Annotated in this window: 12 protein-coding genes; 1 reads left to right on the forward strand and 11 read right to left on the reverse strand. The window is 40.0% G+C overall.

The window, feature by feature from the left end:
- The 8 genes from AC1D0Y_RS24230 to AC1D0Y_RS24265 form a co-directional block, all read right to left on the reverse strand.
- Positions 1-579 (reverse strand): TerD family protein, encoded by a 579-nt coding sequence (locus tag AC1D0Y_RS24230; RefSeq protein ID WP_025751616.1) that lies wholly within the window; start codon positions 577-579, stop codon positions 1-3.
- Positions 580-602: 23 nt separating this feature from the next.
- Complete coding sequence (locus AC1D0Y_RS24235) at positions 603-1,199, reverse strand: TerD family protein (RefSeq protein WP_043983012.1); 597 nt, start codon at positions 1,197-1,199, stop codon at positions 603-605.
- A gap of 285 nt (positions 1,200-1,484) precedes the next feature.
- The gene (locus AC1D0Y_RS24240) at positions 1,485-5,123 is read right to left on the reverse strand and encodes a multifunctional 2',3'-cyclic-nucleotide 2'-phosphodiesterase/3'-nucleotidase/5'-nucleotidase (protein ID WP_060746656.1); all 3,639 of its coding nucleotides are present in this window, start codon (positions 5,121-5,123) and stop codon (positions 1,485-1,487) included.
- A 627-nt stretch (positions 5,124-5,750) separates the two neighbouring features.
- Positions 5,751-6,197, reverse strand: a complete 447-nt coding sequence (locus AC1D0Y_RS24245) for a DUF6376 family protein (RefSeq protein WP_028408237.1) — start codon at positions 6,195-6,197, stop codon at positions 5,751-5,753.
- Positions 6,198-6,594: 397 nt separating this feature from the next.
- Positions 6,595-7,575 carry an ABC transporter permease gene (locus tag AC1D0Y_RS24250; RefSeq protein ID WP_013057401.1) on the reverse strand — a complete coding sequence of 327 codons (981 nt, stop codon included), beginning with the start codon at positions 7,573-7,575 and terminating at the stop codon, positions 6,595-6,597.
- Positions 7,568-8,479: an ABC transporter ATP-binding protein gene (locus AC1D0Y_RS24255; RefSeq protein ID WP_060746655.1), complete on the reverse strand. Its 912-nt coding sequence runs from the start codon at positions 8,477-8,479 to the stop codon at positions 7,568-7,570. Before AC1D0Y_RS24255 ends, AC1D0Y_RS24250 begins: the two co-directional genes overlap by 8 nt.
- Before the next feature lie 13 nt (positions 8,480-8,492).
- Entirely contained in the window at positions 8,493-9,287 is a 795-nt protein-coding gene (locus tag AC1D0Y_RS24260; protein WP_060746654.1) for an SGNH/GDSL hydrolase family protein, read from the reverse strand.
- 23 nt (positions 9,288-9,310) lie between these two features.
- Positions 9,311-10,189 carry an NAD(P)-dependent oxidoreductase gene (locus tag AC1D0Y_RS24265; RefSeq protein WP_060746653.1) on the reverse strand — a complete coding sequence of 293 codons (879 nt, stop codon included), beginning with the start codon at positions 10,187-10,189 and terminating at the stop codon, positions 9,311-9,313.
- A gap of 348 nt (positions 10,190-10,537) precedes the next feature.
- On the opposite strand from AC1D0Y_RS24265, the gene AC1D0Y_RS24270 reads away from it, so the two are divergent.
- A complete protein-coding gene (locus AC1D0Y_RS24270) occupies positions 10,538-10,738 on the forward strand; it encodes a cold-shock protein (RefSeq protein WP_013057405.1) in 201 nt (66 codons plus the stop codon).
- A gap of 204 nt (positions 10,739-10,942) precedes the next feature.
- Here AC1D0Y_RS24270 and pdxR read toward each other — a convergent pair whose 3' ends face one another.
- From pdxR to AC1D0Y_RS24285, 3 genes are all read right to left on the reverse strand, one after another.
- On the reverse strand, positions 10,943-12,376 hold the full coding sequence (gene pdxR / locus AC1D0Y_RS24275) for a MocR-like pyridoxine biosynthesis transcription factor PdxR (protein WP_034651371.1): 1,434 nt from the start codon (positions 12,374-12,376) through the stop codon (positions 10,943-10,945).
- A gap of 186 nt (positions 12,377-12,562) precedes the next feature.
- Complete coding sequence (locus AC1D0Y_RS24280) at positions 12,563-12,805, reverse strand: hypothetical protein (RefSeq protein WP_081085286.1); 243 nt, start codon at positions 12,803-12,805, stop codon at positions 12,563-12,565.
- Positions 12,806-12,942: 137 nt separating this feature from the next.
- On the reverse strand, positions 12,943-14,643 hold the full coding sequence (locus tag AC1D0Y_RS24285) for a pyruvate oxidase (RefSeq protein WP_025751607.1): 1,701 nt from the start codon (positions 14,641-14,643) through the stop codon (positions 12,943-12,945).
- Between the last annotated feature and the right edge of the window lie 100 nt (positions 14,644-14,743).

The raw sequence follows: 14,743 nt of genomic DNA on the forward strand, positions 1-14,743 counted from the left end.
TTAGGCGTTTAAACCAAAGTCGTTGACAAGTGCCGCTAAGCCGCCTTGATAGCCGCTGCCAATAGCATTAAACTTCCATTCTCCGCCGTGTCGGTACAGCTCTCCTACTACAACGGCTGTTTCGATCGAGAAGTCTTCACCTAAATCATAACGAATTAACTCTTCGTCATTTGTTGCATTTAAAATACGAACGTAGGCGTTGCTTACTTGGCCAAAGTTTTGACCGCGTGCTTCCCCTTCATGGATCGTAATGGTAAACGCGATACGTTCAATAGATTGAGGCACATTTTTCAAATCTACTTGAACCTGCTCATCGTCTCCTTCACCTACGCCTGTACGGTTATCTCCGGTATGCTCAACCGCTCCGTTTGCACCCGTCGTATTGTTGTAAAAAATAAAATCAGATTCTGAAGCGCATTTTCCTGCTCCGTTTAATAAAAAGACAGATGAATCTAAATCAAAATCGTTTCCACCGTCATACTTATTTACATCCCACCCAAGACCTACTACTACGTTTGTCAATCCTGGATTTGTTTTTGTTAAATCTACTTTTTGTCCTTTTGAAAGATTAATAGCCATTTTATTCCCTCTTTTCTAGTTGTTTATTTTGTATATTTGTTTGCAATTTCTCCTAATCCAGTATCTCTCGTTGCATCTCCAGTTGCTGAAAACTTCCATTCATTCCCGTCTCGGTAAATTTCACCTGCAAATAAAGCTGTTGCTCCTGAATGATCTTCAGATAGATTAAAGTGTACAAGCTCTTCGTTTTTAGCGCTGTCCACAACGCGGATAAAAGCATTTTTAATCATACCGAAATCTTGGTTTCGCTCAACACACTGATAGATGTTGACCACAAACACAAGTTTATGTACGTTTCCGGGAACATTTTTTAAATTAACAAAAATTTGTTCATCGTCCCCTTCACCTGCTCCGGTAAGATTATCGCCTGAATGCTTAACGCTCCCGCAGTTACTATGACGATTCCCAAAATACACAACGGCTGAGTTACTTACAAGCTTATCGTTCGAATTGAGCATAAGAACAGACGCATCGCAGTCGATGCTTGGTCCGTTTCCTCCGAAACCAAAAAAGCTGCGTTTTTTTACAGGATCCCATCCTAATCCAACCGTAATAGAAGATAGGCCTTCTCTTCCTTTTGTTAAATCAATTTTTTGACCTTTTTGTAGATTAATAGCCACTTTTATTTACTCCTTTACTATAGCGAACACGTTCTTTTACAGGTTCTATATAACTTTACATAATAGCGTAGATAAATGAAAAAATAGTGAAATCTTTGATACTATTTTTAACGTTTACGTAAGTCTTCTTATGGAGAGAATACCACAATTTGGTGATTGTTTCAAAAATTAAGCTATGTTTTATAACGTAAATTCATTGACTGAGAGTTTAAAATTTAAGTTAAACTATTAAAAAAAGACTGTCTCTAAACTGGAAATCCGAGTTATGAGACAGTCTTTTTTGGCTTATTGAGCTATTTTCAAAGTAGGTTCTTGCTGTTCAGCTGTTTTAGCAGCTGCCACGTTTTGAATACGGCCTTCAGCTTTGTATTCAAACGGGCTGTTGAGTGTTTTAATATAGTTTACCGTTGCTTGTAAATCTTCTGGTCCCACTTCCATATCTGAAGAAAGTGCACCAATACCGTATTTTTCATTTCCATACATATAGTTATTGACTACTACCGTGTATTCTTTTTCTTTGTCGATTTTACTTCCATCTGGAAGCGTGATATCGACTACTTTATTCGTACTTCCATCCCACGTATAGTTAAATCCTGCAATATGAAAATCTAGTCCGGATGATGTAATTTGATTGTTTAACACCGTTTCTAAATCTGCTCCGCTTAGCTTTACTTTATTTAAGACGTTACCAAACGGCTGAATTGCAAACAAATCACCGTATGTCACGTCACCTGCATCAAGCTGTGAACGAACGCCTCCGCCATTCATTAAAGCAAAATCTGCGTTCATTTCTGCTTTCATGCCGTCAGCAATTAAGTTTCCAAGTGCGATATCACCTGTTGGCCCGCTAGACGGATAGCCTTTTGCTAAATCAGTAGATGACTTTCCAACCACTTCTGCTTTAATAGGTGCCGCTAAGTCTTCATATTTTTGCATAATCTTTGAAACTTCAGGATCTGGCGTATAGTCTTTTTGATATACGGTTACAATTTTTGCATCTTTTTTTACGATGTCACCCGTGTTATCGATTTCAACGTCTACGTCAGAAAACGCTGAGCCGTATGAATAAGCTTGAACAATTAGTTTGTTATCTACTACTTTGTTGTTGTATACGTGATTGTGAGCTGAAAAGATCACGTCAACTTCATCATCAACTTTTTTAGCGATATCTGCTGCATCAAACTCGGTAGACGTTCCATTTTGATTAGATGGATTATGAGCAAGTACTAAAATGGCTTTAATACCTTGTTTTTTCAACTCTGCCGTGTATTTATCAATCGCTTCTGCTTCGTCCGTAATTTTTAAGTTTTCATTTCCTTTACGAACAATCATGCTTGGCGTTTCTTGTGTTACAACGCCGATGAAGCCGATTTTCTTGCCGCCTACTTCTTTTATTGCATAAGGTTCCGTAATTAATTTATTCGTTGACGTATCATAAGCATTTGCCGCTACTACTGGGAAATTCATGCCGTCGTATCCTTTTGTTCCTTTTGGATGGTCTCCGCCTTCAATCATGCGGTGAAGCTCAGCAATGCCTTCATCAAACTCATGATTTCCAAGCGTACCCACATCAAATCCAAGTGATTCCATCACTTCAACCGTTGGCTCGTCTTGAAACAGCGCTGAAACTAACGGGCTTCCGCCAATCATGTCTCCAGCATGAACTAAAAGCGTATTCGGATTTTCAGCTTCTTGTTTACGAATAGCTGCTGCTGTATATTTCATATTTCCAGCTAACAGCGATTGGCCATTTGAATTGATTTTTGTATCTGTATCGAGCTGACCGTGCAGGTCGTTCATGCCTAACAGCTGAATCTTTGTATTATCTTTTGATTCGCCGTTTAAATTAATTTTGTAAATGCCGAATCCTTTGTCATCCGTTTTATTTGTATACGTAATGTTGCTTCCTTCAGTTAAATAGCTTTCTCCGCGCGGTGAGCTTGTGAACGTCACGTTAGCCGTTCCGTTAATTGGTGCAATGGACCAGTTATCGTCAGCTGTTGGTGTAATTTCTTTTTGCTCGGTGATGTAGTCCATTAGAATTTGACGGTTTTCATCCGCTGAATCCACCACGAGCTCGCTTCCTTTTAGACCAGGGAAGTTTCCGCCTCCGCCAGCTCGGTAGTTATTTGTCACAACGATAAACTCTTGGTTCGGATCAACCGGCTTGCCGTTATACGTTAAGTTAACAACGCGGCTTGAATCTCCGTGAATCACGTTTCCATTCACATCGTATTTTGCTGGTTTTGTGACGTCGATTTGGTATTGAACGCCGTCAATTACGTCGAAGTTATAAACAGGGAAGCTTGGGTTTAATAATTCCTGCTCTTCTGTTTTGTTCGGTGTAATTTGATTAAATTTACCGGCAGACATATCAATCCAGTCTTTTACAACAGAACCTTTTACTTTAACCGCTTTTAACGTGTTGTCATATAGATACAGGTCGCCAGCGCTTCGGATCGTTAAGTCACCTTTTTTAATTTCCGTATATTCATCCACGCCGTTTCTTCCTGCTTTAAAAGGCGCTCCCACTGATAAAATCGGAAGGTCTTTATATTCCGGCTTGTTTTGAGAAACGTATTTTTCTACGTAATCTTTTTGTGCATTTGTTACCACTTGAATAGATGGATCATCTTTTACAAGAGAAAAATAGCTGTGAATATCATCCGTCGTTTTACCAATTGGTGTGTTCACATATTTAACCGTTGCATCGTGATCTTTTTGAACTGCTTTAACAACACCTTTATCCGGTTCTACCGTACTTTGCGTAACCGTTTTCCCTGACGCATCTTTTACGTCTTTATACGTTTCACGCGTGGACGATTGAGAGCTTACTACTTTCCATTTTCCTTTTTCTTCTTTTAACGTTAAGTCGATTAAACCAAGTGACCCTCCGCCGTAACCTGCTTGAACAGCTGGAACGCCGTTGATCGTTCCTTTTGCATTATCAACGCCAGGAAGAGGTTTTTTATCTGCTCCAAGAAACAAACCGTCTAGCGAAGCTTCCGTTTTAGCAGGGAAGACTTTATGCGTGTGTGAAAACGTAATAGCGTCAATGCCTTTTACTTCACTTAATGAGTAAATGACATCTTCCGTGTTTTGCTTGTTGCTGCTAAACCCAGAGTGAGTCATTGCAACAACTACGTCCGCGCCTTTTTTCTTCATTTCTGGAATATATTTGTTGGCTGTTTCCACAATGCCTTTTGTAATGACTTTTCCATCAAGGTTTGCTTTATCCCAATCGTTAATTTGAGGCGGCACAAAACCAATGAAACCAACTTTAATCGTTCGTTTCTTTCCATTTTCATCGACGACTTTTTTATTCATAATTTTATAAGGCGTAAATTTATTTTTATCATTTTTCGGGTTGTTGTCATGATCATCAACGTAGACATTGGCATTTATGTAAGGGAAATTTGCATCGTTGTACGCTTCTGTTAAGAAGTCTAATCCATAGTTGAACTCATGATTTCCAAGCGTTGCAATATCGTAATCCAGCTGATTCATTGCTTTAAATACAGGATGAACTTCACCTTTTTTCAGCGGGTTAATCTTGGCTTTATACGTGCCTAGAGGCGTTCCTTGAATGAGGTCTCCGTTATCTACTAATAAGCTGTTTTTTACTTCTTTTCGAGCATTTTTGATTAAGGTAGCGGTTTTAGCTAAACCTACTTTTTCATAAGGGGCGTCTTTGAAATAATCATAGTTTAATAGATTCGTATGAACGTCGGTTGTTTCCATCAGGCGTATGTTCACAAGCGCATCTTTTTTATTGTGGCCTTGATGCTTGCTTTGCTGTGAGCTTTGTCCAGGATGACGTTCTTCCGCTCCTGCCTGTGTAGTTAAAAGAGGCATAGATAATAGAGAAAGTGCCAGTGATGTGGATAGGATTTTCTTCGTTTTACTGCGAGTATTCTTTTTCATCTACCATTCACCTTTCAAGTAAGTTATCATCGCTATAAATCTAGCAACTGTTCAAAAATAGTATAGCAGAAAAGATTTATAAAGGATGTAAATTTTTTGATTTTTTAGTAAACCATTTGTATGCGTTTTATTAACTTTTTGTAAACGGAAAAAATTTTTTTAGTTTCTCTCTTCAAAACCAAGGACTATAGTTTTTATTAATTGGATGAACCCTCCTTTTAAAATGAGTCTTATTACCTAATACATCAACGTTCCCACGCCCCCTTTTCATTCAAAAAAAATTTATTTCAAGCGGTGTGTATATATGTACTATACATAGGGTATGAAAAGCAGACATTAAGTTTGTCACAGCTTCTAACAAAATTTCGTAGATATAAAAAAGAAAGAGAAGGTTTTTGTCTTCTAATAAATAGATATATTTATATAATTTTACATTTATAACACGGAAACGAGGTTGAGTTATAAGACATACCTACTATATCAATCCAACCTAAAGCATCTATACACATGAAACCTACGTTCACCCTACAAATAAAAAAATCCGAACGAAGTTGATTCTCCATCAAGAATCTCGATTCATCGTTCGGATTTTCTTCAACTACATACTTTTGTCCCAGGCTCGCTTTTTTACTGACCTAATTCTTTAATTTGTTTCATAATACTTGATACATCTTGAATTGATTGAAACAATTCACTGTTTTTTAGCGCTTCTGGATTGAAGCTGCCATCCTTTATATTGGCTTCATACGCTTCAATTCCACTAATGATTTTTTCATTTTGTTGAACAAGCTGATCGTGCACATCAGAAGCGATGTCAGGAGCTTTTGTTTGATTAAATTCTTCAGCTTTTCCTTTCATTTCCTGTAGCTTTTGCTCTAGCTTCTTTATTGCCTCGTCATCATTAACAGCTTTTTCCGCTAGAGGCGGTATTTCTTCAGCAAACTTTTGTGCTTCACTCACGTAATCTTTCGCATCGTTTGCGTAGTTCAGCGTACTGCTTGTATCTTCAAGAAAAGAACAGCCGCCGACCATAAAAAGAACAGCAGTTGATATGACTAGCATCCACTTTTTCACTTAGCACTCAACCTTTCTTATTTTCTTTTCTGCTATCTTCTTTTCGATTTTCGTTTCTTTAACTCTTTCATAATAATGGGTACAGCTTTTTTTATTCCTTTTTTTACAGCGGGGCTTTTTAACAGTCTCGATAGTTTTGACATTTTTAAGCTCCTCTCTCATTTTGAAATAACAAAAAACACCTTTACCACATGTGGTAAAGGTGTTTTTATCCAGACCTTTACCAATGGCAACATTGGCAAAGGTCTCGCTAACAATTTGCATTGTCAATAAAGCCGGAGATAATAATCTCGAAATGACGACTTTACTGCAAGAGCTACTCCCCTTTGAGCAAAACAGCATTTTTTGTTAACACAATCATAACGCACGTTCCTGATTATCGTCAACTTATACGGAATTAGTACACGTCTTTTTTGGTGAATACCAGAAACGACACGAGCAGCCCGGCAAGTCCCCAAATGGTTAAAACACCCAAGGAAAACCCTAATGTCATTCCTTCAGTCGGAGGAGCTGTTCCTTGCAGATAAGAAGTTAAATTTAAATTAACCATAAACAAATACTTAGCCGAATGCCATGAAGAAACCATGCTGCTTAAAATCGTACCTGCAATCAAACAAGCAAGCATCACACCCATACCCGCAGCCGTACTTTTAATTAAAACAGACAGCATAAAAGCAAGCGTTCCAACCACCAGAGATACAAACCAAGCAAGACCAAACTCCATTAAAATATATCTCCACTGCGAAATTAAATGAACGTCCGCTGTATTCAAATCATTGCCCTGCACGCTAAATCCCGTAAGAATAGGCGCTGTCCAGCCTTTAAATCCAAATACAACGCCAGAAATGAGATACGACAAAACGCCAAACATTAAAATTAAAAACGAGACGGACATGACGAGCGTGATGTATTTACTAAGCAGGATTTTCCACCGTTTCACAGGCCTCGTCAACAATACCTTGATGGATCCCAAGCTGTACTCTGAAGACACTAAATCCGCTGCAATAATCATAATCATCAGCGGCAGCAAAAGCTGAATGGCGTTTTCAATGAATCCTCGCACAAACGTTGGTGCCCCTGGTTCCGAAGGATTGATATCATTATCTAAATAATACTGTTGCTGCGCCACGCGAATTTCAAGCTGCTTGCGCCAATCATCTGAAATTTGGCTTCCGCTCAGCCGGTTTTGCGTATCGATAATTTCTTGCTGCAGCGTACTGCGCCAATCGGTCGTTCCTAGCTTTTCTTGAAGGCGCTGTGTTTCGCGAAGCTGAGCATAGGTGAACATGGAAATCAAAACGCCCATAATAAGAGTAACGATTAACAGGCGCTTTTTTCGAACGAGCTTGATCATTTCATTTTGAACCAAACTAATCAATCGATTCGCCTCCTGTCATTTCGATAAATAAATCTTCAAGAGTTGGAAGCTTTCGATTCATTTCTTTTACCGTTACTCCTGCTGCAATGAGCTGTTTATTCCACTCTCCCGCTTCAGCTTCTTCATAAAACGTCGTGACGTACTCCCCCTGCACTTGTACAAAGTCCGTCACTTGTTTTAAAACGTCTATTCCTGCAGGCTGCGGATCTAGCTTCCACAGTAAACGCTCTTGCTGAGTTAACAGGGTCTTCACCGATTCTGTGTGAATAACTTCTCCTTTTGCGATAATCGCTACTCGGTCACACATTAGCTGAATCTCGCTCAGTAAATGACTCGATACTAAGACGCTTAGACCTTCACTTTCAGCTAAAAAGCGAATAAATTTACGCATATCCCGAATCCCAGAAGGGTCTAGTCCGTTCGTTGGCTCGTCTAAAATAAGCACTTTTGGTTTTCCGAGAAGCGCTTGCGCAATTCCTAAACGCTGCCTCATACCTAACGAATACGTGCGAACTAAATCGTGGATACGCTCTTGCAAGCCAACTAATTCCACCACTTCATGAATGCGTTCTTCTGTCATAGAAGGAATCATGCGTGAAAAGTGCTGCAGATTTTCCCAGCCGCTTAAGTATGGATACAGCTCAGGATTTTCAACAATACAGCCGATATGTTCCATCGCTTTTGTAAACTGCTTCGATACGCTGTATCCACAAATATAAATGGAACCAGCGGTCGGGCGAATCAAGCCGACAAGCATTCGAATCGTTGTCGTTTTACCGGCTCCATTGGGTCCTAAAAAGCCGAACACTTCGCCTCTTTTTAGTTCAAAATCAATATTTTTGATAATTTCTCGTTTTCCTATTACTTTTTTCAGTCCTTTTACTGAAAGCGTTACTTCACTCATATCATTCCCTCCCTTACCACGTAATAAGCGATGCTACACGTTCTGCGATCAGCTTGTAGCCTTTTGCATTAGGATGAAACTTATCGGTATATAAGTAGTCATCTACCTTTAGCTGAAACAAATCAAAGGTCGGAACAAAAACAGTTTGCTTATAATTAGCACTTAATTCACTGCTTTTGTAATTCCATTCTCGTACAATAGCCGTTGTCGTTTTTGCATCTTGCAGGTTACTAAACGGATTGTATAAACCAATTAAAAAAATCGTCGCGTCTTTATTTGCCGACCGGATGCTTTTTAAGATGCTGTCTACGTTTTTTAAATAGTCATTTTCTAGCTTTTGAATATTGTTTTTATTTAAGTTCTGCAGCGTTTGTCCGCCTTGAAATAAGTCATTTCCTCCAATGGTGATCAGCACGGTATCTGCCGACTTAACCTGCCGCTGAATTTCCTGCTGCTTTACTTGACTTGCCAGCTGCGAAGACGTTTGACCTTTTATTCCAAAGTTACTTAAGAGAATTTTCTTCTTCGTTTTTTCTTCAAGATTATCTTTTAAATACCCAACGTATCCTTTTCCCGCTGCATCTCCTGTTCCTCTTGTCAGTGAATCTCCTAAAGCAACAATCGTATAATTCTTTGTACTTTTGTTACTGCTGCTTGTTTCTTGCTTTGGCTTTGGCATTTCTTTTACAGTAGATTTTGAGGCGCTAACATAATCATAAATAGACATTCCAAGTCCCGCTGCAAACAGCAGACACGAAATAATCGAAATCAAGGATACAATCCATACCCACTTTCCTTTCGCTTTCACTGGCTGCACTCCTTTTCGTCTTTTTAGTTATCTTTTTTTAGAGCTTCAACTGTTTTTAGTAAAGCAGACCAGTCTAAATGACCCCAGCCATTTTCGATTCCTTGTTCATAATGACCTTTCACAAGCTCTCCTAACGGAAGCGGAGCGGACACTTTTTTGGCTGCATCAATAGCCAGGTTTACATCCTTTAGTCCAAGCTCCAGCTTGAACCCGGCCGGATCAAAGTCTCTTTTAGCAATTAAATTGCCGTAATTTTTATACACAGGAGATGCAAATAAGCTATTAACCACTTCAAGAAACTCTTCCGCTTGCATGCCATACTGTTCTACCATGACTACTGCTTCAGAAACAGCTTCTAACATCGATACTAATAAAAAATTATTGCCAAGCTTAGCTACATTTGATAAGTAAGGCTCGTCTCCTACAGTGAAAATAGTTTGACCAATCGCTTCAAACAGCGGCCAAACGTGCTCTCTTGCTTCTTTATTACCTGCAACTATTACTTTGAGAGCCCCGGCAGCTGCTGCGTCGGGGCGACCTAAAACAGTCGCTGCAACAAAATGCTGTCCTGATGCAGCATGTGCGCTTGTTAATTTTTCCGACAAATCTACGCTAATAGTACTCACAGAGACGTGAATACCACCTTCTTGAAGGCCTGCAAGTACACCGGCTTCTGAAAGCGTTACTTCTTCTAAAGCCTCATCATTTGAAAGAATTGTGAAGACAAGATTCGCTTCTTGTGCTGCTTGAGCAGGTGTCTCCACAACCTTTGCTCCTTTTTTCACAAGACTTTCCGCCTTCGAAGCAGTACGGTTATAAATAACAAGTTCATGACCCGCCTTTATCATATTTTCCGCCATCGGTAATCCCATATTTCCTAAACCAATTAAACCCACCTTCATCTTTACCACTCCATTTCAGCACTCAGTATGTACGTTTCTTATGCTTGTCGTCTATCTTTAGAAAAAGCATATTTTCATTATTATATAACTACAGTAAAAGCGAATACAAAGAATAGCCTTTCTATAATGTTCAAAATGTGACATTTTTTAGACATGATTTATAAAAAACTTGTCTAAAAAATACGAATGGTTTTTAAATAAAGCGCTTGCAAACATAGGAAATTTCTGCTAAGATGTAAGAGAATTATTTTTGTTCGGTGGGGATGTATGAGTATTGTCACTTTTCGTCTTTAGATTTGAGCAAGAATAGTACCACAATGTGCGAGTCCGCACGAGGAGGCAACAATTATGGAACAAGGTAAAGTAAAATGGTTTAACGCAGAAAAAGGTTTTGGATTCATCGAGCGCGAAGGTGGAGACGATGTATTCGTACACTTCTCAGCAATCCAAAGCGAAGGCTTCAAATCTTTAGACGAAGGTCAAGCTGTAACATTTGACGTAGAACAAGGTCAACGCGGACCTCAAGCTGCTAACGTTCAAAAAGCATAAGAAACACAACATATCAGAAACAGATCCTTTAAAGGATCTGTTTTTTTGTGTACAAACATAAAAAAGCCCTGTTTTTCAACAGGGCCAGTCGGTACAAATACAGAAGTAAAGTTAATGGTACTCTTAGTATAGCACAAGATCATAACAATCTATACGAAATAATAAAATAAAACTTTCATCCGGTACGTTTACCTATGTTTATAGCTATTCCAGACTCTCTAGGGCGCTTGCAAATCGTTTGATTCCTTCTCGAATGACCTCTTCTTCCCCTCTGCCAAACGTAAAGCGAATAGCTCCGCTTTGAGAACTCAGCACGCTTCCTGGTACAAAAGCCACTCCTCTTTTAAGCGATTCTTCCAATAGTCGATAGTCATCGACCGGCTGATTTACTTTGCACCATAAGTGAATCCCGCCTTGAGGTGAATCGAAAGATACTTTTGATCCGAGCAATTCGTTCAGACTCGACGACAGGGCATACTCTTGCTTTTTGAGCTCTTGTCTAAGCTTTTCAATATGTGAAGAAAACGTAGGAGAATCTAAGAATTGATAAGCAATCCACTGCGGAAAGATGCTGTGGCCAAAGTCAATTTGCTGCTTAGCGTCTGCCAGGCGCTGAATCACTTGCTCTGGCCCTACTATCCAGCCAATTCGAAGGCCCGATGCCACAATTTTAGAAAGCGAGCTGATATAAAGGACATTTCCGTTCTCGTCCATCGATTTCAGCGTTTGATGTACATTTCCGTCAAATGCCGTGAGTGAATAAGGATCATCTTCAATAAGCGGAATGCCGTATTCTGAAGAAAGCTCTAAAAACCGCTTTCGGCGCGCTTCTGATAACACAATACCAGTCGGGTTTTGATAATACGGATTTAAAAAAACCATACGAATGCGATGCTTTTTATGTAATTCTACTAAGTCCTCCGGGTTGGCTCCATTTTTATCTACAGGCAGCAAAAACGTTCGTAAACCTGCTGATTGAAAAAGCGGCAGTGAATAGCTATAGGACGGATCTTCAATCGCTACTGCATCTCCTGGTTTTAACAAACACTGAACAATCAAATGAAGTGCTTGCTGTGCACCTGATGTGATTAAAATAGAATTAGCATCGGTGGAGATTTTCCGGTACTCATGAACATGAGCAGCAATAGCGTCACGCAGACGTTCATTGCCGTGAGGATGATCATAGCCTAAATGCTCATTAAACGGCATGCCCGCTAATATTCGCTGAAAATCTTCACTTGGAAATAAGCTAGGAGCTAATTCTCCGCTGGCTAAGTTTACAAAATCTGTTCGCAAAGCTTCGCTTCTTATTCGCTGTACGAGCGGTAAATTAGGCAAAAATGAACCGTCTTCTACATATCTCCCCCAGTTTGGAATACGTTTACGGGAAATTCCCCAGATGCTTGAACTAACTCGCGTGCCGCTTCCTTTTTTACGTTCTACGATTCCAAGTGCCTGCAGTTCTTCATAAGCAGCTACTACCGTGCTTCTGTTCACGTTTAGCTCAGCAGCAAGCGTTCGTTCTGATGGCAGCATAGAATCCGGCGGAAACGCTCCCGATGAAATACAGCTTTCAATATATTCTGCAATTTGTTTATAAATCGCTTTTTTGCTAGCGCGATCTGGTCTCCAGTTCATGCGGCGTCAGTCCTTACATTTAAACTTTCTTATTAGTAGTTTATCCTTTATCTCTCTTATCTTAAAGCAGTTTTATAAAAAAAGACCATCCAATTCGGTGTTTTTTTGCTCATCCACTTCATCAAAAATTATAATAGTAGCTATTTTTCATTTTTAAATATTTTAGTTTACATAATAATTTTATAGTTAATCATATTGAATGAATTTCACCATAAAAAAGAGATTGAGACATAACCACACCAGTCCAATCTGAAGACGAACAAATGTGATACATGAGCTCATATGGGTTGCTTGGTACACCGCAGTTGATTTCCGTGCAAGACTTCGCTTTCCGCGGGCGGCCGGTGAGCCTCCTCGTCGCATACGCTCCTGCGGGGTCTCACCTATTCCGCTTTTCCCGCAGGAGTCTTCGCCTTGCTCTCCAATCAACTGCTAGAAGCAACGAAATACATGAAAACTACATTAACCATGCCAATAAAAAAAACCCAAACGAAGTTGATTCTCTATTAAGAGTCTCGATTCATCGTTCGGATCTTTACTAAAGTACTTTTGTCACAGCCTATTTTTTATAGAGGCGGTAAATCTAGCTTGCCTTCTTGAAACAATTCTTTCACCATATGCTTGGCATAACCCGTTGCTTGTCCTAGCGTAATCTTAGCTGGCATAGGCGCTTCGTTTGCATCAACGATTACATCGATAATACACGGCTTGTTTTGCCTAACAGCACTTTCAAAAGCCGGCAGCAGCTCTTCTTCTTTTTCCACTCGGTAGCCAACACCTCCGCAAATATCTGCATACCTGGCAAAGTTCGGATTTGTTAAGTCTGTGCCGAATTCAGCATTTCCCATTACTTCTTGTTCAAATTTAATCATACCGATTTTATGGTTATTAAATAGCACCACAACTAGCGGAAGATTGTATTTAACAGCTGTAATAAAATCTGCCATCGTCATCGCAAAGCCGCCGTCTCCACAGACCGCAAATACCTGCTTCTCGGGATAAGCAATTTTTCCAGCAAGTGCGCCCGGCAGCCCGCATCCAAGAGTTGCTAGCCAGCTTGAAATCACAAACTGCTGATTTGTCATACGAAAATGACGCGCCATCCATACTGTGACGTTTCCTACATCTACGGACAAGACCGCGTTATCAGCCGCTACGTGCTGAAGCGCTCGAATCACTCGCTGTGGCTTGATAGGTAGGCTTTCTTTTGCTTCTTGGGTATCAAGCTGACTCCACCACTTTTTCATACGTTCTTGACTTTGCTCTAAAAACTGGCGATGCTCTGAGCGGCCAACGTTTTCTAAGAACCACTGAATGGTTGTTTTTGCTTCTCCTGCAAGCCCTGCATCTACAGGGTACCTTTTGCCAATTTGTGCGGGATCAATATCAATATGAATCGTTTTCGCATGGTCTGGCAAAAAGCCTGTAAACGGATAGGACGTTCCAATCATGATGAGCGTATCCGCTTCTTGCATCGCTTCATACGCTGGCTTTGTACCGATTAATCCAAGTCCTCCAAGACAATATGGATGTTCATCCGGTATGGCGCCTTTTCCAGGAAGCGTAAGAACAATAGGTGCTGCGATTTTTTCTGCAAACGCAAGCAGTTCTTCTCTCATTTCATGTGTGCCTCGACCGGCTAAAATAACCGGACTTTCTGCTTTACCAATCAAATCTTTTGCTTTTTCAAGGTCTTCTCTGTGAGGAAAGACGTCTTGTTTAACGATTATGCTTGATGTTTCTCGTGCTTCTGATCCGACTTCAAAACGAGGGATATCATCAGGAATAGTTAACACAGCTACACCTTTTTTAGCATAAGCTGTTCGAATCGCTTGATTAACAACAGTGGGAAGCTGTTCAGCGGACATGATTCGCTGATTATATACAGCCACGTCATCGAACATTCGCTCTAAATTAATTTCTTGAAACGCATCGCTTCCGATGAGATCGGACTCCACTTGCCCTGTAAGTGCTAACACGGGAGCTTTGTCTAACTTTGCATCATACAAACCATTCAGTAAATGAATCGCTCCCGGTCCGGCAATAGCCGTGCATACACCGATTTTACCGGTTAGCTTGGCATATGCAGCCGCTGCGAGAGCTCCCGCTTCTTCATGCCTCACTTGAATAAATTTAATTTTATCCTGGGCTTTGCGAAGCGGTTCAATAATTGAATTAATGGAGTCTCCTGGCATGCCGTAAATATGATCAACGCCCCATTCAATTAACAGTTCAATCAGTTTTTCCCCTGCTTTTTGTTTAAACATATGACTGACCCCTTTCTTCTTATATATAGAGATAGTGTGACCTGATACGCTCTTTCTTACTTATTTTCACTCGTATAATTTTCGTTTTCTTTCATTAAAT

The organism is Priestia sp. P1_B12_1 (assembly GCF_056406695.1).